The organism is Streptomyces sp. NPDC058195, from assembly GCF_042883525.1.
Taxonomy (GTDB): domain Bacteria; phylum Actinomycetota; class Actinomycetes; order Streptomycetales; family Streptomycetaceae; genus Streptomyces.
Genome location: NZ_JBHVVM010000015.1, coordinates 36,905 through 57,132 on the forward strand (window position 1 = coordinate 36,905; position 20,228 = coordinate 57,132).

Annotated in this window: 16 protein-coding genes; 9 read left to right on the top strand and 7 right to left on the bottom strand. The window is 71.5% G+C overall.

The annotated features are described in order from the left end of the window. Positions 1-123 precede the first annotated feature (123 nt). The 4 genes from ACFVWY_RS19800 (at position 124) to ybaK (ending at position 4,274) form a co-directional block, all read left to right on the top strand. Positions 124-1,725 (top strand): oxidoreductase, encoded by a 1,602-nt coding sequence (locus ACFVWY_RS19800; protein ID WP_389873916.1) that lies wholly within the window; start codon positions 124-126, stop codon positions 1,723-1,725. Between the two features lie 233 nt (positions 1,726-1,958). Further along, positions 1,959-2,999 (top strand): hypothetical protein, encoded by a 1,041-nt coding sequence (locus ACFVWY_RS19805; protein WP_389873918.1) that lies wholly within the window; start codon positions 1,959-1,961, stop codon positions 2,997-2,999. A 5-nt stretch (positions 3,000-3,004) separates the two neighbouring features. Beyond that, positions 3,005-3,748: an LON peptidase substrate-binding domain-containing protein gene (locus tag ACFVWY_RS19810; protein WP_389873919.1), complete on the top strand. Its 744-nt coding sequence runs from the start codon at positions 3,005-3,007 to the stop codon at positions 3,746-3,748. A 19-nt stretch (positions 3,749-3,767) separates the two neighbouring features. Beyond that, positions 3,768-4,274, top strand: coding sequence for a Cys-tRNA(Pro) deacylase (gene ybaK, locus ACFVWY_RS19815; RefSeq protein WP_389873921.1), 507 nt, complete (start codon positions 3,768-3,770; stop codon positions 4,272-4,274). A 171-nt stretch (positions 4,275-4,445) separates the two neighbouring features. On the opposite strand, the gene ACFVWY_RS19820 is transcribed toward ybaK, so the two are convergent. From ACFVWY_RS19820 to ACFVWY_RS19835, 4 genes are all read right to left on the bottom strand, one after another. Then, entirely contained in the window at positions 4,446-5,198 is a 753-nt protein-coding gene (locus tag ACFVWY_RS19820) for an ABC transporter permease (RefSeq protein WP_389873923.1), read from the bottom strand. A gap of 34 nt (positions 5,199-5,232) precedes the next feature. Continuing rightward, positions 5,233-6,042, bottom strand: coding sequence for an ABC transporter permease (locus ACFVWY_RS19825; RefSeq protein ID WP_389874260.1), 810 nt, complete (start codon positions 6,040-6,042; stop codon positions 5,233-5,235). A gap of 88 nt (positions 6,043-6,130) precedes the next feature. Continuing rightward, positions 6,131-7,105 (bottom strand): ABC transporter ATP-binding protein, encoded by a 975-nt coding sequence (locus ACFVWY_RS19830; protein ID WP_389874262.1) that lies wholly within the window; start codon positions 7,103-7,105, stop codon positions 6,131-6,133. Positions 7,106-7,246: 141 nt separating this feature from the next. Then, the gene (locus ACFVWY_RS19835; protein WP_389873926.1) at positions 7,247-8,527 is read right to left on the bottom strand and encodes an NYN domain-containing protein; all 1,281 of its coding nucleotides are present in this window, start codon (positions 8,525-8,527) and stop codon (positions 7,247-7,249) included. Between the two features lie 224 nt (positions 8,528-8,751). Here ACFVWY_RS19835 and ACFVWY_RS19840 point away from each other — a divergent pair, with 224 nt between their 5' ends. Continuing rightward, complete coding sequence (locus tag ACFVWY_RS19840; RefSeq protein ID WP_389873928.1) at positions 8,752-8,931, top strand: hypothetical protein; 180 nt, start codon at positions 8,752-8,754, stop codon at positions 8,929-8,931. 90 nt (positions 8,932-9,021) lie between these two features. Here the strand turns inward: ACFVWY_RS19840 and dnaE are convergent, their stop codons facing one another. Further along, positions 9,022-12,561, bottom strand: a complete 3,540-nt coding sequence (gene dnaE, locus ACFVWY_RS19845; RefSeq protein WP_389873930.1) for a DNA polymerase III subunit alpha — start codon at positions 12,559-12,561, stop codon at positions 9,022-9,024. A gap of 607 nt (positions 12,562-13,168) precedes the next feature. Here dnaE and ACFVWY_RS19850 point away from each other — a divergent pair. The 4 genes from ACFVWY_RS19850 to ACFVWY_RS19865 all read left to right on the top strand — a co-directional run bounded on the left by ACFVWY_RS19850 (position 13,169) and on the right by ACFVWY_RS19865 (position 17,797). Then, positions 13,169-13,828: a hypothetical protein gene (locus ACFVWY_RS19850; RefSeq protein ID WP_389873933.1), complete on the top strand. Its 660-nt coding sequence runs from the start codon at positions 13,169-13,171 to the stop codon at positions 13,826-13,828. 54 nt (positions 13,829-13,882) lie between these two features. Then, the gene (locus ACFVWY_RS19855; RefSeq protein WP_389873936.1) at positions 13,883-14,701 is read left to right on the top strand and encodes a thioredoxin domain-containing protein; all 819 of its coding nucleotides are present in this window, start codon (positions 13,883-13,885) and stop codon (positions 14,699-14,701) included. Positions 14,702-14,845: 144 nt separating this feature from the next. Further along, positions 14,846-16,516 (top strand): alkaline phosphatase D family protein, encoded by a 1,671-nt coding sequence (locus tag ACFVWY_RS19860; protein WP_389873938.1) that lies wholly within the window; start codon positions 14,846-14,848, stop codon positions 16,514-16,516. Positions 16,517-16,831: 315 nt separating this feature from the next. After that, the gene (locus ACFVWY_RS19865) at positions 16,832-17,797 is read left to right on the top strand and encodes a zinc metalloprotease (RefSeq protein WP_389873940.1); all 966 of its coding nucleotides are present in this window, start codon (positions 16,832-16,834) and stop codon (positions 17,795-17,797) included. A 52-nt stretch (positions 17,798-17,849) separates the two neighbouring features. Here the strand turns inward: ACFVWY_RS19865 and ACFVWY_RS19870 are convergent, their stop codons facing one another. Both ACFVWY_RS19870 and ACFVWY_RS19875 read right to left on the bottom strand, forming a co-directional pair. Then, on the bottom strand, positions 17,850-18,428 hold the full coding sequence (locus ACFVWY_RS19870; RefSeq protein ID WP_389873943.1) for a dienelactone hydrolase family protein: 579 nt from the start codon (positions 18,426-18,428) through the stop codon (positions 17,850-17,852). A gap of 17 nt (positions 18,429-18,445) precedes the next feature. Further along, positions 18,446-20,032 (bottom strand): Na+/H+ antiporter, encoded by a 1,587-nt coding sequence (locus ACFVWY_RS19875; RefSeq protein WP_389873945.1) that lies wholly within the window; start codon positions 20,030-20,032, stop codon positions 18,446-18,448. Between the last annotated feature and the right edge of the window lie 196 nt (positions 20,033-20,228).

The following is a 20,228-nucleotide window of genomic DNA, read 5'->3' on the forward strand; positions in this document are numbered from 1 at the left end:
GACCGCCCGCGCCGTCTGGGCGCCCGTATCACTGGCTGATACATGCCCCGGATGTCACTGGTGACCAATAGCTTTCACCACGTCACTCAGAGGGAAGAACAGCTCCGAGCGGAAGGGGCACCCGTGACCGAGCCGCACGATGGCGATTTTCCGGACGGTCTGAGCGCTGCCGAGCTGGGCATGTGGCAGAGCTTCCGGAACGGAAGTACCTACGATCTGCGCGTCCGCGATCCCGCGCAGGACGACCCGTTCGCCCCGGTGGTCTGGGGACCGGAGCGCAGCGTGGACGGGCGTGTCGTCGCCCGGCTGCTGCTCTCGGGTCCGCCGCCGCGACCCGGCCGGGTCGCGGCTCTGAAGCTGCGGGGCGTGCGGATCACCGGAACGCTGGACCTCGCGGGCGGCCGGGTCGCGCCGTACGTGGAGATGACCGGCTGCCGCTTCGAGCGCGAGGTGGTGCTGCCGGAATGCCACTTCACGACGTTGCGGATCGTCGGCTGCGCGATGCCACGGCTGGAGGCGGCCCGGCTGCGCACCGAGGGCGATCTGCATCTGCCGCGCTGCCGCGTCCCGTACGGCATCCGGCTCACCGACGCCCAGATCGGCACCGATCTGCTGATCAGCCAGATCGAGATCGGTCCGGACCGCACCGGGCGCGCCCTGGCCGGGGACGGGCTCTCGGTCGCCCAGGACCTCCAGGCGGAGCTGGTCGAGGCGCGCGGCGAGCTGAGTCTGCGCGGGGCGAAGGTCGGCGGTTCGCTGAGCCTGCGCGGCAGCCGGCTGCGGAGCACCGAGGGGCGGCGCGCGCTGAACGCCCCGCAGCTGTCCGTGGAGCGCACGCTGTACATGAGCGAGGCGTGGGTGAGCGTCGACACGGGCATCCAGGGCGCCACTCCCCCGTACGGCATCCTCATGGCGTCGACCCCGGCGAGCGGCACGCGTTCGCAGATCCTCGAATGCCGGGGCGGGGTGCGGCTGGACGACGGGCGCTTCGGCGACGCGGTCGACCTGCACCGGGCGCGGTTCGTGCTGGGACGGCACGAGGAGCTGTCGCTGCGCCGGATCGTCACCCCGGAGCTGCGGTTCAACGCGGAGCGGCCGGAGGAGGGCCGGGTCGTGCTGAACGGCGCGCGGGTGGTCACGCTGATCGACGTGTCGACCAGCTGGCCGGGCCCCGGCGGGCTGGCGATGGGCGGGTTCGCGTACGAGAACCTCGTCCCGTACGGGCACTTCCCGCTCTCCCGGCGCCTGGAGTGGGTGGCGGCGGCGACCCCGGAGTACGTGCCGGAGCCGTACGAGCGGCTGGCCACGGTGCTGCGCAACTGCGGGGAGGACGCGGACGCCCGGGAGGTGCAGCTGGCCAAGCAGCGGCGGCGGCGCGAGACGCTGCCGCTCGCCGCGAAGCTCTGGGGCTACCTCCAGGACTGGACGGTGGCGTACGGCTACCGGCCGGGGCGGGCCGCGCTGTGGATGGCGCTGCTGTGGGCGGCGGGGACGCTGGCCTTCGCGCAGCAGGTGCCGACGGCGATCAAGCAGGACGAGCATCCGGACTGGAACCCGGCGCTGTACGCGCTGGACCTGCTGATCCCGGTGATCAACCTGGGCCAGGACGGCTACTGGCGGATGGAGGGCGGCTGGCAGTGGGCCTCGGCGGTGCTCATCCTGCTGGGCTGGATACTCGCCACGACCGTCGCGACGGGCGCCTCACGGCTGCTGCGCCGCGGCTGACGCGATCCGGCCATCTCCGGCCGGGCGGTGCGACGACCGCCCGGCCGGAGAGCGCCGTCGAACAGCCGCCCGAGCTGCGTCCGGGCGGCCGCACACCCTTGGCCCGATCGATTACATCAAGCCAGATTCCATACGTTCCTTTACTTCTTCTTGACTCGATCCGATACAACCCCTTCACTCGGCACCAAAGCTTCACAGCGTGCCTCTGGCGCCGCCCCGACCAGGGCTTTTCAATGGTCTGCACCATGCCAATCCTTCGTGCTCTGCTCCGCGCCGCGGGTACGGCCCGACGCCCCCCGCAGAAGACGTCCGCCGGGCTGCCCGCGGACGACGAGGTGCTGCTCGACGCGCCCGACGAACGGCTCTCCCCCGCGCTGGTCGCCGCCGCCCTCGGCGAGTACGGCCCGGCCGCCGGGCTGCTCGCCACCACCCGGGACCGCGCCGAGTGGGAGAACCGCGACCGCTACCTCGGACGGCTCGTCACCTTCGCCCGCAGCCGTGACGACTGGCTGACCGCCTGGCTCGCCGACGCCCCGCACGACCCGGACGCGGCTCTGGTCAAGGCGGAGCTCGCGGTCCGCCGGGCCTGGGAGTCGCCCGCCCGCGCCGAGCAGCTGCGCGAGGTGGGCCCGCTGATCACGGCGGCAGCGGAGGGTGATCCGCGCGACCCGGTGCCCTGGCGCCTGGCCCTCGACCACGCGCGCGGCACCCACGCCACACACACCGTGTTCGAGGCGCTGTGGGAGCAGGCGGTACGCCGCTCCTCGCACCACTACGGCTGCCACGTCGCCGCGCTGCGGTATCTCTCCGCCGCCTGGTACGGCTCGCACCGCGAGTGCTTCGACTTCGCCGAGCGGGCCGCCGAGGACGCGCTGCCCCGCTCGCTGGTGCAGGCGCTGCCGCTGCGGGCCGCCTTCGCCCTGCTGGCCGAGGGGCCCGGCCCACGGATCACCTCGGTGCAGGAGGCGCGGATCGACGCGGCGGCGGACCTGGGCATCGCGCTGTCCGCCGGGTACGCGCCGGGCGGGCCCTGGCTCGCCGACGTCCGCAACCTGCTGGCGTTCGTGCTGGTCGCCCGGGGCCGCTGGGAGGAGGCACTGGAACAGTTCCGGCGGATCGGCCCGCACGCCGCGTCGTTCCCGTGGTCGTCGGTGGCCGAGGATCCGCTCGGCGGGTTCCTCACGGCGCGGCACGACACCCGGCTGCGGGCGGCCTGTGCGGCACCGTTGTCGGGACGGACCGGTCGGGGACGGCCCCGCGGCCATTACGCTTGACCGCTGTGACCACCGCTCGCCTGCCCCTGTTCCCGCTGAACGCGGTGCTGTTCCCCGGCCTCGTGCTGCCGCTGAACGTCTTCGAGGAGCGATATCGCGCCATGATGCGCGAACTCCTGAAGACCGACGAGGACGAGCCCCGCCGCTTCGCGGTGGTCGCGATCCGCGACGGCCACGAGACCGCCCGCACCGGCACCGGCATGCCCGACGCCGTGAACGGACCCGCCGAGCGCGGTCCGGCGGAGGGCTTCGGCACCGACCCCGTCCACACCTTCCACCAGGTCGGCTGCATCGCCGACGCGGCGAAGATCCGGGAGCGGCCGGACGGCAGCTTCGAGGTCCTGGCCACCGGCACCACCCGGGTCGCGCTGCTCTCCGTCGAGACCGGCGGCCCCTTCCTGACCGCCGAGGTCGAGGAGCTGGCCGAGGAGAGCGGCGAGGAGGCGGGCGCGCTGGCCGAGGGCGTGCTGCGGGCCTTCCGCGCCTACCAGAAGCGGCTGGCCGGGGCGAGCGAGCGGTCCCTGACGACCGGCGCGGACCTGCCGGACGACCCCGCCGTCGTCTCGTACCTGGTCGCGGCGGCGGCCGTGCTCGACGTACCGGCCAAACAGCGGCTGCTCCAGGCGCCCGACACCGCGAGCCGGCTGCGCGAGGAACTGACGCTGCTGCGCGCCGAGACCGCCGTCATCCGCCATCTGCCGTCGCTGCCCGCGGTGGACCTGACCCGCGCCCCGACCCACCCCAACTGATCCGAGGACCCCTTCCCCCGTGGCGAAGAAGCCGAAGAAGCAGCAGCAGTCCGGCGGCACCCCGGCGACGGTCGCGCTGACCGCGTCCGGCACGGCGTTCACCGTCCGCTCCTACGATCACGATCCGGCCGCCGCTTCCTACGGCGAGGAGGCGGCCGAGGCCCTGGGTGTCTCCCCCGACCGGGTCTTCAAGACCCTGGTCGCGGAGGTCGACGGGACGCTGACCGTGGCGGTCGTCCCGGTGGCCGGGACGCTGGACCTGAAGGCGCTGGCCGCCGCGGTGGGCGGCAAGCGGGCCCTCATGGCCGACCCGGCCGCCGCGGAGCGCACCACCGGCTACGTACGGGGCGGCATCTCCCCGCTGGGCCAGCGCAAGCGGCTGCGCACGGTGCTGGACGCCTCGGCGCGCGCCCACGAGACGATCTGCGTCTCGGCGGGCCGCCGGGGGCTGGAGGTCGAGCTCGCCCCCGAGGACCTGGCGTCGCTGACGGGGGCGGTGTTCGCGGAGATCGGCCGGGGGGACTGAGCCTCCGCCCTAGGGTCTTTCGTTTGGATCAGGCTGGATCAGGGAGCGGGGGCTGGTGCGTGCAGCTGCAAGGCGGAGGAAGGAGCCGACGCGGAGCGTCGGTGACTGACGACAACGCGGCAGATGTGCGTGCCAGCCCCCGCGAGCCCGGCATGATCCAAACGAGAGGCCCTAAGGCTGCGCGGGCCCCTGCGGCGTCCCTCCGCTCGCGGGCGCGCCCGGCGTCCCGGGCGCTCCAGGCACCCCGGGCGCACCGGGTGCCGGGGGCCACGGCGCGGGTCCGCCGGGGAACACGCCCCACTCCGGCTCCGGGTCGCGCGGCCCGAACAGCCCGGTCAGCCCGAGATGCACCGCCATCGCGCCCAGCGGCCACGCCAGCAGCGCCCCCTTCGCCCTCAGTTCGAGCGGCGCGTCGAAGACCACGCCCTTGCCGACCGCTCGCGCGTGCGCGACCACGTCCTGGGTCGGCCCGAGCCACACCCCCAGCCGCCAGGCCAGCAGCGAGCCGAGCAGCCCGCCCACCGCGAGCGCCACCACCAGCGCGATGCCGCCGCGCCGCCGGAACCAGAAGACCAGCGCCGCGCAGACCGCCCCGAAGGCCAGGCCCAGCAGCACGAACGTACCGTCGGCCCCGATCGCCTCCTCGCCCTCGCTGTCGTTCAGGAAGACGGCGGTGCTGTCGGAGATCAGCGGAACCCGGGGCGCCAGCCACAGCCAGAGCAGCCCGAGCACGACTCCGCAGGCCGTGACGAGCAGGGCGATGACCGCGGCCTGCCGCAGCTCCGGCGCGAGCGCCCGCTCCTCGGACGCCTTCGGGTGATGCGCACCGATCAGGTGGGAACCCCCGGGTCCGCCCCCCTCCGGCGGGGTCTGCCAGGGGTCGTGCGGCGAGGGCTGGTGAGGCGGCGTCAGGGGTGCGGTCACCGTGCCATCGTGCCAGGCGCCCCGCCGCCGCGCCTCACCGGACCGCTGCCCTGCGGTACGCCCAGGCCGCCACGGCCAGCGAGAGGACCCCGACAACGGCGCAGACGGCGAGGTCCAGCGCGACGACCGCCCAGTCGGGGCGGGCGTCGAAGGACCGGGAGAGCGCCTCGACACCGTAGGTCGAGGGCAGCAGGTCACGCGCCCAGCCGACCGGCGCGGGCAGCCGGTCCGCCGGGAGCACCCCGAGCAGCAGCGCCGCCGACATGCCCAGCTGGCCCAGGAGCGTGGCCAGCTCCTGCCGGGGCGCGAGCAGCCCCAGCGCCGCGCCCAGCCCGGCGAGCGCCGCCCCGGCCAGCGGGATCACCGCGGCCAGCACCCACAGATGCGCCAGCGGCAGCCCGAACAGCACACTGCCGACGACCGCCGTGACGATCGTGCCCGGGACCGTGAAGGAGGCGTACGCCCCGGCCGCCCCGAGCACCACCGCTGCGGGCGGCACCGGCAAGGTGGCGTAGTGGTCGAGACCGCCGCCGGCCCGCAGCTGGCCGAAGTACTGGGCGAGGAGGTTGAGCGCGACGAAGGCCACCACGAGCACGGCCGATCCGGCCACCACGGCCCGCGCCTCGGAGCCGCCGTCGACCACCCCGCGCATCAGGACCATGATCCCGACCGACTGGAACGTCGCGACGAAGAGCAGCGGGATGCGGGCGACCCTGGCCCGGGACAGCTGGGCGCGGTAGACGGCCGCGAGCGAGGGGAACAGCCGGGCCCGGGGCGCGAGCGGCGCGGGTTCCCCGTCGTGGGCCGGGCGGCCGTGGAGGCCGGTCCGGACCGACGCGGTCACCGCGTCCGCGGGCACGATGCTCGTCACCTGGTGCTGCTCCTGTTCCCTCGCTGCCCGGCCGCGCACGCGCACCCGGTCGTCCCGCCGGTCATGCCTTCACCAGCCCCGCGGTGGTGTCCCCGCCGAGCGCGAGGTAGACGTCCTCCAGGCTGGGCGTGGCCAGCGAGAAGTCGTCGAGCGCGGCGAAGGCCGCGCCACCGGTCACCGCGGCGACCGCCGCCCGTGCCTCGTCGGGGCCGAGCCGGAGCACCCAGCGCCGCCCGGACTCCTCGGCCAGGGAGCGCAGCGCTGCGACCTCCGGCACGTCCAGGGGTGCCCGCTCGCGCCACACCAGCTCGACCCGGACCTCGCCCGCGACACGTTCCTTCAGCCCGGCCGGGGTGTCGCAGGCGATGACCCGGCCGTGGTCGATCACGGCGACCCGGTCGAGGACCGTCTCGGCCTCGATGACGTTGTGGGTGACGAGCAGCACCGTGGTGCCGCGCTCGGCCCGGCGCCGGTCCACCGCCGCCCAGACGGCGCGCCGCGCCACCGGGTCCATGCCCGTGGTCGGCTCGTCCAGCACCAGCACCGGCCGCTCGCCGACCAGTGCGGCGGCGAGGCAGGCGAGCCGCCGCTGCCCGCCGGAGAGCTTCTTCAGGGGGCGTCCCGCGATCGTGGCGAGCCCCAGTTCGGCGAGGACGGCGTCGCGCTCGGCGCGGGCGTCGGCCGCCGTGAGGCCGCGCAGCCGCCCGGTGGTCTCGGCGGCGAGCGAGACGGTCAGCTCGTCCAGGGCGGTGGACTCCTGCCCGAGGTAGCCGATCAGCCGGGCGGCCCGGTCCGGGTGGCGGACGAGGTCGTGGCCCAGCACAGTGACGCTGCCGGAATCGGGGCGCATCAGTCCGGTGAGCTGGCGTACCAGGGTTGACTTGCCCGCGCCGTTGGGGCCGAGGAGGCCGAAGATCTCACCGCGCCGGATGTCCAGGCTGATCCCGTCGGTGGCCCGCACCTCGGGGGTGGCCGGTGTGCCCCGGCGGCCGCGTGCGGCGGGATAGGTCTTGACCAGATCACGCACCGCGCACACGGTTCCGGCCGCCTGCTGCGCCTGTGCTGTGCCCGTACTCACGAGGTATGAGGGTACGGGGTCGGACGCCCCCGATCGCGCCCGGGGCCGCGCCGGGCGCGTGCCGGGGAACCGGCTGACGGCCGGGGCGCGCCCCGGCCGTCAGCCGACGGGCGGACCGGTCCGCTCCGCGGCGGGGGTGTGCTCGGCGGCGGCGCGCACGTCGATCTCCCGCCAGAATCCCGCCCGGATCGCGTAACGGTCGTGCTCGTCGATCTGGTCGTCCTTGTGGGCGAGCAGGCCGAACCGGGCGGCGTACCGCAGCAGCTCGCCGTCGATGCGGTGCGGGATGCGCGGGTACATGGTGGACAGCTTCTGGAGGTGGACGGTCTCCGGGAGCCGTTCCAGCCAGCGACGGGCGAAGACCTGGCCGACCTCGAAGGGGTCGCCGCCGACGGTGGTGATGTCCTCCTCGCGGTCCGCCCAGCGCTGCTCGGCGCTGGTGAGCTGGGCGAGTGTGGGCAGTGCGGCGGTCTCGGGGGGCTCGCCCAGGGGGCCGCCGCGATCCGTCCAGCTCCTGTCGGAGGACCAGCGCAGGGTGGCCCCGGCCTGGGCGGGCTGCGGGAGGCTCCGCTCGGGCTGGGCGGCGGGCCCGGGACCGCGCAGGCTGCCCGCCAGATCCTTGGGGGTGGGTACGGTACGGCCGCCGGGCACGGGCCGGTCGGCGGCGGGCTCCTCGGGCGGGGCCGCGGTGCCGTTGGCGGCGGCGCGGGCCTCGGAGGCCCGCTCGGCGGAGGCGGCGAGGGCCGCCTCGGGGAGCGGTGCGGAGAGGATCGCGGCGATCTCGGGGCGGGGCACGGGCGGCGGGGCGCAGACGCCGCCGGTTTCCTTGGCGCGCACGGCCTGGATGATCCAGGCCCGGTCGAGGACCCTGCGTTCGTCGGCCTCGGCCACCAGGTCCTCGGACTGGTTGTAGTCGCCTCCGGCGGCCTGGACGGCCCACAGGTGGACGGCGACGCCATGTTCCTTGGCGGACATCAGGCCGGGCAGCAGGTCCCCGTCGCCGGTCACCAGCACCACGTCCGAACAGGCCCGGTTCCTGGCCAGCTCGGTGAGCTCGGCGTGCATCGCGGCGTCGACGCCCTTCTGCGCCCAGCGTCCGTCGCTGCGGGTCAGCGCGCCGAGCCGGACGGTCACCCGGGGCATCACGCGCAGCCTGCGGTGCTCGGGCTGCGGTACGCGGTCAGGGGCGCCGTCGAACCAGTAGATCCGCAGCAGCGGCTGCTGCGTATCGGCCTCGGCCCGCTCGCGCAGGCCCCGGATGAGGGCCGTGTGGTCGACCGTGATGCGGGAACGCGCGGGTTCCCCGGCCAGCAGGCTCGCGGCTGCGCCCAGCAGATAACCGGCGTCCACCAGGACGACACAACGGTCCACGCGGTCCACCCTCTTCCAGAAATTCGGGTGCGGTCCTTGCCATGGGTTTCCTTCGAGTCTGCCCGACCAGGGGAGGCTTGACGTCCGGAACTCGATCATCGGCGTGGCGCAGCGGAAGAACGACGCATCTCGCACCCCCGCTACGCACGGTAATGATCCAACATGCACCGTTTACACCGTCATGTGAATCTGAACGCGGTCCTGGCCCCGAGAGTCCCCACAGGAGGAACACCATGGCCAAGAACAAGAACCGCAAGCAGGGCAGCCAGCAGAGCCGCGCGGCAGGTCCGCAGCAGGGCTCGGAGGAGTCGAGGTCGACTGCGTACGAGTCGCAGATACAGCCGCAGTCGCAGGCCCAGGGCAGCCCTGCCGATGTTGCGCGTAAGCACCAGCGGCGCTTCGGCCACAACTGACCCGGGCGCCGTCGGCCCGGTCGCGGGCCGGTTGGCACGTGGGGGCGCACCGCTTTCGCGGGGCGCCCCCACGTCATGTCCGCGGGCCGGTCAGCCGGCCAGGCAGGACGGGCCGAGCAGCACCTTCAGGTCACCGAAGAGGGCCGGGTCGGGCTTGACCCGGTGCCGGTCGAGCCGGAGCACCGTGGTCTTGCGGGGGCCCTGGAGCCTGATCCGTACCTCGGTGTCGCCGCGGTGGCTGCTGAGGACCTCGCCGAGGCGGCTGACCATGGGCGGAGTGATCTTGACGGTGGGGATGGTCAGCACGACGGGGGCGTTGGTGCCCGCCGCGGAGATGTCGGGAACCTGCATCTCCATGGCGACGAGGCGGGGCACGTCCTCCCGCTTGTCGAGGCGTCCCTTGACGAAGACGACGGTGTCCTCGACGAGCTGGGTGGAGACCAGCTGGTAGGTGGCGGGGAAGAACATGCACTCGATGGAACCGGCCAGGTCCTCGACGGTGGCGATGGCCCAGGCGTTGCCCTGCTTGGTCATCTTGCGCTGGAGGCCGGAGATGATGCCGCCGACGGTGACGACGGCGCCGTCGGAGTGCTCGCCGCCGGTCAGCTGGGAGATCGAGGCGTCCGCCTTGTCGGACAGCACGTGTTCCAGGCCGAAGAGCGGGTGGTCGGAGACGTACAGGCCGAGCATCTCGCGCTCCTGGGCGAGCAGGTAGGCCTTCTCCCACTCGATGTCGGAGAACTCCACGTCCAGGCCGAAGCCCGGCTCGTCGCTCTCCTCCTCGCCCATGCCGCCGAAGAGGTCGAACTGCCCCTCGGCCTCCTTGCGCTTGACCTGCACCACGTTGTCGATCATGGGCTCGTGGTGGGCGACCAGGCCCTTGCGGGTGTGGCCCATCTCGTCGAAGGCCCCGGCCTTGATGAGGGACTCGACGGTGCGCTTGTTGCAGACGACCGCCTCGACCTTGTCCAGGAAGTCGGGGAAGGAGCCGTACTTCCCCTTGGCCTTGCGGCACCGGATGATCGAGTCGACGACGTTCTGGCCGACGTTGCGCACGGCGGTGAGGCCGAAGAGGATCACGTCGTCGCCCTGGGCGGCGAAGTTCGACAGCGACTCGTTGACGTTGGGCGGGAGCACCTTGATGCCCATGCGGCGGCACTCGTTGAGGTAGACGGCCGACTTGTCCTTGTCGTCCTTGACCGAGGTCAGCAGTGCCGCCATGTACTCGGCGGGGTAGTTCGCCTTGAGGTACGCGGTCCAGTAGGTGACCAGCCCGTACGCGGAGGAGTGCGCCTTGTTGAAGGCGTACCCGGCGAACGGCACCAGCACGTCCCACAGGGCCTTGATCGCGGCGTCGGAGAAGTCCTTCTTCTTGGCGCCCGCCTCGAAGAGGACGAAGTTCTTCGCCAGCTCCTCGGGCTTCTTCTTGCCCATCACGCGGCGCAGGATGTCGGCCTCGCCGAGCGAGTAGCCCGCGACGATCTGGGCGGCCTTCTGCACCTGCTCCTGGTACACGATCAGGCCGTAGGTGAGGCCGAGGACCTCCTTGAGGGGCTCCTCCAGCTCCGGGTGGATCGGGGTGATCTCCTGGCGGCCGTTCTTGCGCTCGGCGTAGTTCGTGTGCGAGTTCATGCCCATCGGGCCCGGCCGGTACAGGGCCGAGACGGCGGAGATGTCCTCGAAGTTGTCGGGCTGCATCTGGCGGAGCAGGGAGCGCATCGGCCCGCCGTCGAACTGGAACACACCGAGCGTGTCACCGCGGCAGAGCATCTCGTACGTCTTGGGGTCGTCGAGCGGGAGGGCCAGCAAGTCCAGCTTGACGCCCTTGTTGGACTCCACCATCTTCACGGCGTCGTCCATGATCGTGAGGTTGCGCAGGCCCAGGAAGTCCATCTTCAGCAGGCCGAGCGACTCGCACTGGGGGTAGTCCCACTGCGTGATGGTGACGCCGTCGGTGTGCCGCACCCAGATCGGGGCGTGGTCGACGATCGGCTCGCTGGACATGATGACGCCCGCGGCGTGCACGCCCATCTGGCGGACCAGGCCCTCGACGCCCTTGGCGGTGTCGATGACCTTCTTGACGTCCGGCTCGTTCTCGTACATCCCCCGGATCTCGCCCGCCTCGCTGTAGCGGGGGTGCTTGGGGTCGGTGATGCCGTTGAGGTCGATTCCCTTGCCGAGGACGTCGGCGGGCATGGCCTTGGTGAGCCGGTCGCCCATCGCGTACGGATAGCCAAGGACGCGGGCGGAGTCCTTGATGGCGTTCTTCGCCTTGATCTTTCCGTACGTGCCGATCATGGCGACCTTGTCGGCGCCGTACTTCTCCGTCACGTACCTGATCACCTCGACGCGCCGGCGCTCGTCGAAGTCGATGTCGACATCGGGCATGGAGACGCGCTCGGGGTTGAGGAAGCGCTCGAAGATCAGCCCGTGCTCGATCGGGTCGAGGTCGGTGATGCCCATCGCGTACGCCACGATCGAACCGGCCGCGGAGCCCCGGCCGGGGCCGACGGCGATGCCGTTGTTCTTGGCCCACATGATGAAGTCGGCCACGACCAGGAAGTACCCCGGGAACCCCATCTGGATGATGATGTCCATCTCGTACTCGACCTGCTTCTGCCGGTCCTCGGGGACACCGCCCGGGAAGCGGCGGTCCATGCCGACCCGGACCTCCTCCTGGAACCAGGTGATCTCCGTGTAGCCGTCCGGGATGTCGAACTTCGGCATCAGGTCGCGCTTCTCGAACATGCCGGAGGTGTCGATCTGCTCGGCGACCAGCAGGGTGTTGCGGCAGCCCTCCTGCCAGGCGTCGGAGGAGTCGACGGCGTACATCTCGTCGGCCGACTTGAGGTAGTAGCCGGTGCCGTCGAAGCGGAAACGGTCGGGGTCGGAGAGGTTCTTGCCGGTCTGGATGCAGAGCAGGGCGTCGTGCGCGGTGGCCTCGTGCGCGTAGGTGTAGTGCGAGTCGTTGGTCACCAGCGGCGGGATGCCGAGCTTCTTGCCGATCTCCAGCAGCCCGTCGCGGACCCGGCGCTCGATCTCGATGCCGTGGTCCATCAGCTCCAGGAAGTACTTGCCCTCGCCGAAGATGTCCTTGTAGTCGGAGGCGGCCTGGACCGCCTCGTCGAACTGGCCGAGCCGCAGCCGGGTCTGCACCTCGCCCGAGGGGCAGCCGGTGGAGGCGATCAGGCCCTCGGACCACTGGGCGATGGTCTCCTTGTCCATCCGCGGCCACTTCTGGAGCCAGCCCTCGGCGTACGCGTCCGAGGACAGCTTGAAGAGGTTGTGCAGACCGGTCGAGTTCGACGCCCAGATCGTCTTGTGGGTGTAACCGCCCGAACCCGACACGTCATCGCGCTTCTGGTGCGGCTGGCCCCACTGGATCTTCCGCTTGTGCTTGCGGGACTCGGGGGCGACGTACGCCTCGATGCCGATGATGGGGGTGACGCCCGCCTTCTGCGCCGAGTGGAAGAAGTCGTACGCCCCGTGCAGGTTGCCGTGGTCGGTCATCGCGATGTGGGTCATGCCCATGTCGTTGCAGGCGGCGAACATGTCCTTGAGCCGCGCGGCACCGTCCAGCAGCGAGTACTGGGTGTGGACGTGCAGGTGCGTGAAGGGCGGCTTGGTCACGGCGCTGTGCCTCCGGGAGAACGGCGATGACTGACTGGGGGACAGCGTGGAAGTCTACGTCTCCGGGCGCCCTGCCGCCGGGTCTCGCCGGCCGTGACAGCACGTCGTGATCGTGACGGACGCCACCGTGACAAAACGCGGCACTCCGCTTGATTCACCTTTCGAAATGCGCCGATTTCCCTGAATGGCGACGTCCGCATACCCGCGTCACTCCGCGGCGCCGCAAACGAGGCCGCAGCCGGCCACCTGCCATGAAAGGCGCGGAAACCCATGACCCCGGACGTCTGGCCGGAAGCGCGATCAAGGACTGGATCTCCTCAAGCAGCACACCCCTGGAATCCGGTCCCGCAACGATCCGCCGAACGGTTTCCCGGCAAGGGCCGCGGGAATTCCGGCGGGCCATTCCCGCTGTCCGCACGTGATGCGCGTCGCCAGCGGCCCACCCGCCCCGCGCGGCGTTGCCGACGCGCGGGGCCGACGGACACAGCTTCTCCTTATGCGCGTCAGACATAGGGAATTCCGGTGATTGCGGACATGATTCCGGATAGCTGAATCCGGACCGGCAGGCCACCTCTCACCCGGAAACCGGCATGGCAGAATTGCCGCGATGAACACGCAGGCGATCGGCCTCCGGGCGACACGGGCAGCGCTCTTCACCGCGCTGTGCCTGACGCTGTCCTCGGGCGCCCACGCACTGCTCTCCTCGCTGCCGCTGCCGGTGCCGCTGCTCGCACTGATCGGAACGGCCGTCTTTCTGCTCGCCTTCGCCCTCGCGGGCGCGCGCGAGCGGGGGTTCTGGTCCATCGCCGCACTGCTCGTACCGCTCGAACTCGCGGCGGACACCGTGTTCACCAGCGGGCAGCACACCTGTTACGGCCCGGCGGGCGGCCCCGTGGCGGGGTCGCTGCGGTCCATGGGCTGGGACCTGATCTGCCGCGGCGATTCCTTCGGCGCCCCCTTGGCCCACGTCGCACCGCCCGGCGCCGCCTCCGCGCCGATGACCCCCTGGCTGCTGCTCGCCGCGCACGTCTCGGTGGGACTCGTCGCGGCGGCGTGGCTGTGGCGCGGCGAGGTCGCGCTGGCCCGGTCGCTGCGCGCGGTGGCCGCCGCCACGTTCCGACCGCTGCTGACCGCCTGCGCGGTGGACGCGGTCCGCGAGGAGCCGACGCGCCCCGGCCCGCGCCCCGTGCCGCGCGCCCTGGTCCTGCGCGCCCGCCTTCTGACGCACTCCGTAGGACTGCGCGGACCACCGTGCCGGGTCCACTGACCCCGGTACGGCAGTCCCCATCCCTTCACCAGACCTACGGAGAGTCGATCCATCATGAGCAAGCGCAACAGCCAGCAGGCGAAGACCGCGGCCCGCGAGCGGCTGCGTGCCGAACGCGAGCGCCAGGCCAGGCGGGACAAGACACGGCGGCAGGCCATCGTCGCCGGTTCGATCGTCGCGGTCCTGGCGATAGCCGGCGGCGCCGGCTACCTCGTGATGCAGAGCCTCAAGCCCTCGCACTGGGAGGCCGCGAAGGAAAAGGCGATGGTCGCCCCCAAGAACACCACCGGCAAGAACAACACGACGGTCACCCTGGGCCAGGACTCCGCCAAGAAGACGATCATCGCCTACGAGGACCCGCGCTGCCCCGTCTGCGCCACGTTCGAGCAGGCGGTCGGCCCGACGATCGAGAAGGACCTGAAGGACGGCAAGTACAAGCTCCAGTACGTCGGGGCCACCTTCCTCGACGTCAACCTCCCCGGTGAGGGCTCCAGGAACGCGCTCAGCGCGCTCGGCGCCGCCCTCAACGTGTCCAAGGACGCCTTCGCCTCCTACAAGGAGGCCCTCTACTCCGCGAAGTACCACCCGGAGGAGACGGACGACAAGTTCAAGGACGACGCGTACCTCATCGAGATCGCGGACACCGTCTCGGAGCTGAAGAACAACAAGACCTTCGAGAAGGACGTCAAGGACGGCACCTTCGATCGCTGGGCGATCGAGATGGCCAAGAACTTCGACAACAACACGTACGACATCCAGGGCACCCCGTCCTTCGTCTCCGATGGCAAGAAGATCACCGGCCCGGACGGCAAGAACGCGCCGATGACCGCCGCCGACTGGAACACCGCCGTCGACAAGGCGCTCAAGGGCTGAGGCAGAGCGGCCTGACGGCCTGAGGCAGCGTGCCCCGACGGGCTGACGCAACTCGCGGGAGCATGTGGGCTCTTCGCAAAAGAGCGGGTGAACTCTTCGGATTCACCCGCTCTTTGACCGTACCCGCCAGTAGTCTGCTCGTCTGTGACCAGTCGAATACCTTCAGATGCCCGGCCGGACCGCTCCGGCCCCCACGCCCCGCGCCGCCGCACGGTCGTCAAGGCCGCCGCCGTCGGTGCCGTGCTCGCCGCCCCGCTCGTCTCGGCGGCCACCGCGCACGCCGCCGACGAGCCCGCCTTCCTGCACGGCGTCGCGTCCGGCGACCCGCTGCCCGACGGCATCCTGCTGTGGACCCGGGTGACGCCGGACGCCGGGGCGGCCCCCGGCTCGGGCAAGGGCCCCGATGTGCGGGTGAGCTGGGAGATCGCACAGGACAAGGAGTTCCGTACGGTGGTGGGCCGCGGGACGGCCACCGCCAGCGCGGCCACCGACCACACCGTGAAGGCGGACGTACGGGGCCTCGCCCCGGCGAGCACGTACTACTACCGCTTCACGGCGGGCGACACCCGCTCCCCCGTCGGCCGCACCCGGACGGCCCCCGCGGCCGGCGCCGCCGTGCCCGGGGTGCGGTTCGGCGTAGTGTCCTGCGCCAACTGGGAGGCCGGGTACTTCTCCCCGTACCGGCACCTCGCCGCCCGCGCCGACCTCGACGCGGTCCTGCACCTCGGGGACTACATCTACGAGTACGCCACCGGCAGCTACCCCGCCGCGAAGTACGTCGTACGGCAGCACGAGCCGCGGCACGAGATCCTGACCCTGGCCGACTACCGCGTCCGGCACGCCACGTACAAGACGGACGCCGACCTCCAGAACCTGCACGCCGTCCACCCGGTCATCGCGATCTGGGACGACCACGAGTTCGCCAACGACACCTGGTCGGGCGGGGCCGAGAACCACAGCCCTGACACGGAGGGCGCCTGGGCCGACCGGGTGGCCGCCGCCAAGCAGGCCTACTTCGAGTGGATGCCGGTCCGCACCTCCACCGAGGGCACCGTCTACCGGCGGCTGCGCTTCGGCAAGCTGGCCGACCTCCACCTCCTGGACCTGCGCAGCTTCCGCTCCCAGCAGGTTTCGGTCGGCAACGGCGCGGTCGACGACCCGGAGCGCACTCTCACCGGCCGGGCGCAGCTGGACTGGCTGAAGTCGGGTCTGGCCGGTTCGGACGCGGCCTGGAAGCTGGTCGGCACCTCGGTCATGATCTCGCCGGTCGCCTTCGGCTCCGTGCCCGCGGACCTGCTGGCACCGCTGGCCAAGCTGCTGGGGCTGCCCCAGGAGGGGCTCGCGGTCAACACCGACCAGTGGGACGGCTACACCGACGACCGCAAGGAGCTGATCGCGCACCTGCGGGACCGGTCGATCACCAACACGGTCTTCCTGACCGGCGACATCCACATGGCATGGGCCAACGACGTGCCGGTGAAGGCGGCGACGTACCCGCTCTCCGCCTCCGCCGCCACCGAGTTCGTGGTGACGTCGGTGACCTCGGACAACATCGACGACATCCTGCACGTGGCGCCGCAGACGCTCTCCCTGGTCGCGGCGACGGCGGTCAAGGCCGCCAACCGCCATGTGAAGTGGGTGGACATGGACTCGCACGGCTACGGCGTCCTCGATGTGACCGCCGAGCGCTCGCAGATGGACTACTACGCCGTTTCCGACCGCACGAAGCAGGACGCCACGGCCAAGTGGACTCGCTCGTACCGGACGCTCAGCGGGACGCAGAAGGTCGAGCGGGTGAACAGCCCGGTGCGCTGAGGGGCTCCTTTCGGCCACCCCCTCATGCACTGACGGTGTATCACCTCACTACGGCGGGTGGCGTGTCCCGGGGTTCGAATGGGGACACACCACCCGCCGGGGTGACGGCTCTGACGGCACCGCCGCCTCAAACTCTGCAAGCCCCCAAAAGATTCGCCCCGGTTCCACCCCTTTGACGCCTACCCGATTGGGCTTGATCATTCCTCTTCCAGGAATGACATGCCCACGTAATCTCCGGGCGGCGGGTGAGGATCCGCCTCTCCCACACACCCTCAAGGAGTACCCGTGCGCGCTCTCGGCCGTATATCGCCGCGTATGCGAAACCGTGTGTTCGGCACCGCCGTCCTGGCCGGAACCCTGGCCCTGGCACCGCTCTCCGCCCCTGCCGGAGCCACCACCTCGGGAGCCCCGGCGGCCAGGGCCTCCGCCGCCCAGAAGTGCGCGGACGGCTCGGCCACGAGCGCCACGGCGCGCGAGGCCCGCCCCTCGGGCAAGGCGCACGCCGACGACCCCAACGAGCTGACCGAGGCCCAGGCCAAGGCCATGGAAGCGCAGCTGAAGCAGAGACTCGCGGACCGCCGGACGAGCGGCCCCACGCTCGCGGCGGGCGCGACCGTCCCGGTCTACTTCCACGTCATCCACTCCGGGACGACCGGCAAGCTCAGCGCGTCCGCGATCAGCAGCCAGATGAACGTGCTGAACGCCGCCTACGCCGGGCAGGGCTCGGGCAACACCAGCACCGGCTTCCAGTACACGCTGGCCGGTACGGACTACACCGACAACAGCAGCTGGTACAACGTCTCCCCGGGCACCGCCGCCGAGAAGGCCATGAAGTCCTCGCTGCGCAAGGGCGGCTCGAACGCGCTCAACATCTACACCGCCAACCTCGGCGGCGGGCTGCTGGGCTGGGCCACCTTCCCCAGCTCCTACAAGTCCAACCCCTCGGACGACGGGGTCGTCATCCTCGACGCCTCGCTGCCCGGCGGCTCCGCCACCAACTACAACCAGGGCGACACCGCCACCCACGAGGTCGGCCACTGGATGGGGCTCTACCACACCTTCCAGGGCGGCTGTAACGGCAACGGCGACTACGTCGAAGACACCGCGGCCGAGTCGAGCCCCGCGTACGAGTGCCCCACGGGCCGCGACTCCTGCGCCAAGAAGGCCGGAGCCGACCCGATCCACAACTTCATGGACTACACCTACGACGCGTGCATGACCCAGTTCACCGCGGGCCAGGTGCAGCGGATGAGCGACAGCTGGACCGCCTACCGCGGCTGATCCGCTCCCGGAACACGAAGGGCCCCGCACCGCGCGGGGCCCTTCGGTGCGCCTACAGCGTGGCGAGGAAGCCGAGCGCGACCTTCCAGGCCAGCTCGGCCGACGCCTGGTCGAAGTCCGGGAGTTCGGGGTCGGTGAAGAGGTGGCCCGCGCCCGGGTAGCGGTAGACCTCCACATCCGCGCCGGTCCGCTGCATCTGGAGGTACCAGGAGTTCAGCCAGTCGTGCGTCTCGAACGGGTCCGGATCGGCGACGTGCAGCTGTACGGGCAGCTCGTCCACCGAGGCGTTCTCGGCGATGTCCGAGGTGCCGTGGAACATCAGCAGGCCGCGCGCCTTCTCGTCGCCGAGCGCCAGGGTCTGCGCGGTGGAGGCCCCGAAGGAGAATCCCGCGTACACCAGGCCGCGGTCGGAGTAGGGCGCGGCGGCCAGCACGGCCCGCCTCAGCAGCTCGTCCTTGCCCACCTCTTCCTTGAAGGCCAGGCCCTCCTCGACGGTGTCGAAGGTGCGCCCCTCGAAGAGGTCGGGCACCTGCACCTCGTGTCCGGCCGCACGCAGCCGGTCGGCCGCCGCGTGCACCGCGGGGCGCAGCCCGTACGTCGAGTGGAAAAGGATGATGTTCATGGGGTCCATGGTGCCAGCCGCCCGGGTCAGCGCAGACTGCGGACGTCCAGCTGGCGCAGCACCCGGTCGACGACCTCCGGGTCCGCCCCCGCCTCGTTGCGGGCCGAGAGCACCGCGTGGCGGGCGGCCGACATCATCTCCCGCTGGACCCGGCTGATCGCCTTGAAGCGCTCGGCGCGCTGCGCGTAGGCCTCGCGCCGCTCGTCGTCGACCATGTCGGGGCTGATCCGCGCCCCCACGTCGTACGCCAGCCGCTGCAGCCGCTCGGTGACCTCGTCCGGGAACTCCTCGACCTCCTGGATCTCTTTGAGGCGCTGCTTGGCGGCCCTGGCGGCGCGGACCGCGAGGTCCTTCTCCAGCGCCTCCTCGGCGTCCGTGTCCGCCGTGACCCGGAGCCTGCGGACCAGCCAGGGCAGACTGAGCCCCTGGACGACGAGGGTGGCCATGATCACGGCGAACGCGATGAAGACGATCTCGTCGCGGCCCGGGAAGGGCTTGCCGTCGTCCGTCGTCAGCGGGATCGCCAGCGCCAGCGCGACCGAGGCCACGCCCCGCATCCCGGACCACCACATGACGACGGTCTCGCGCCAGCTGGTGGGGATCTCCTCGCTGACGTCGCGCCGGGTGTGCAGCCGCTTGGCGAGCCAGGTGGCGGGCAGCAGATACAGCAGCCGTACGCCGATGACCACCACGACCACGGCGAGCCCCCAGCCCAGCATCTCCAGCGCGCGGCCGTCCGCCGTACCGAAGACGTTGTGCAGTTCGAGGCCGATGAGGCCGAAGGCGACTCCGGTGACCAGCGTGTCGACGATCTCCCAGAAGGTGCGGCCGGTGAGCCGCCCGAGGACGTCGTCGGCGTCGGCGGTGTGCTCGGCGAGGAAGAGCGCGGTGGTGAGGACAGCGAGTACCCCCGAGCCCATCAGCTCCTCCGCGAGCACGTAGCTCACGAACGGCACCAGCAGGGTCAGGCCGACCTGGAGCGTGGCGTCGCCCAGCAGCCCCATCAGCTTGATGGTCAGCCAGCCGAGCACCAGCCCCACCGCCACGGCCACCACGGCGGAGAGGATCAGCAGCCCGAAGGCCTCCGGCAGCGAGAAGCTCCCGCTCACCGCGGCGGCGATCGCCACGTGGTAGAGCACGATCGCGGTCACATCGTTGAACAGCCCCTCGCCCTCCAGGATGGAGACGAGCCTGCGCGGCAGCCCGACCGAACCGGCGACGGCCGTCGCGGCCACCGGGTCGGGCGGGGCGACGAGCGCGCCGAGCGCCACGGCCGCGGCGATCGGCAGCCCCGGGACGATCGCGTTGGCGACGGCGGCGACGGCGGCCGTGGTGATGAAGACCAGCGCCACGGCCAGCAGAAAGATCGGTCGTCTGTTGGCGGCGAACTGTCGCCAGGAGGTCCGCTGCACCGAGGCGTAGAGCAGCGGAGGCAGCAGTGCCGGAAGGATGATCTCAGGCGGGATGTCCACATTCGGCACGAAGCTGAGGAAGGCCATCCCGACCCCGGCGAGCGTCATCAGCACCGGCGCGGGCAGCCCCAGACGCTCGCCCAGCGGGACCGTGACCACGGCCCCGAGCAAGAGCAGGAGGAGCAGGGCCATCTGGTCCACGAGGTGCCTTCCGGAGCGCGGGACGCCGATCCATGTGATCGCCGGACTGGTACCAAAGCCTGCCACGCAAGCACCGCAATCCAGACAACACCCCCCTCTGTTCCACCCCCTCGACCGACATTCCTCCGATGTCTGTGCGGTCGTCGGTACGGCTGGGGCGGCGCGGGCGTGCCGGCATCACGGCGCCGGGCGTACC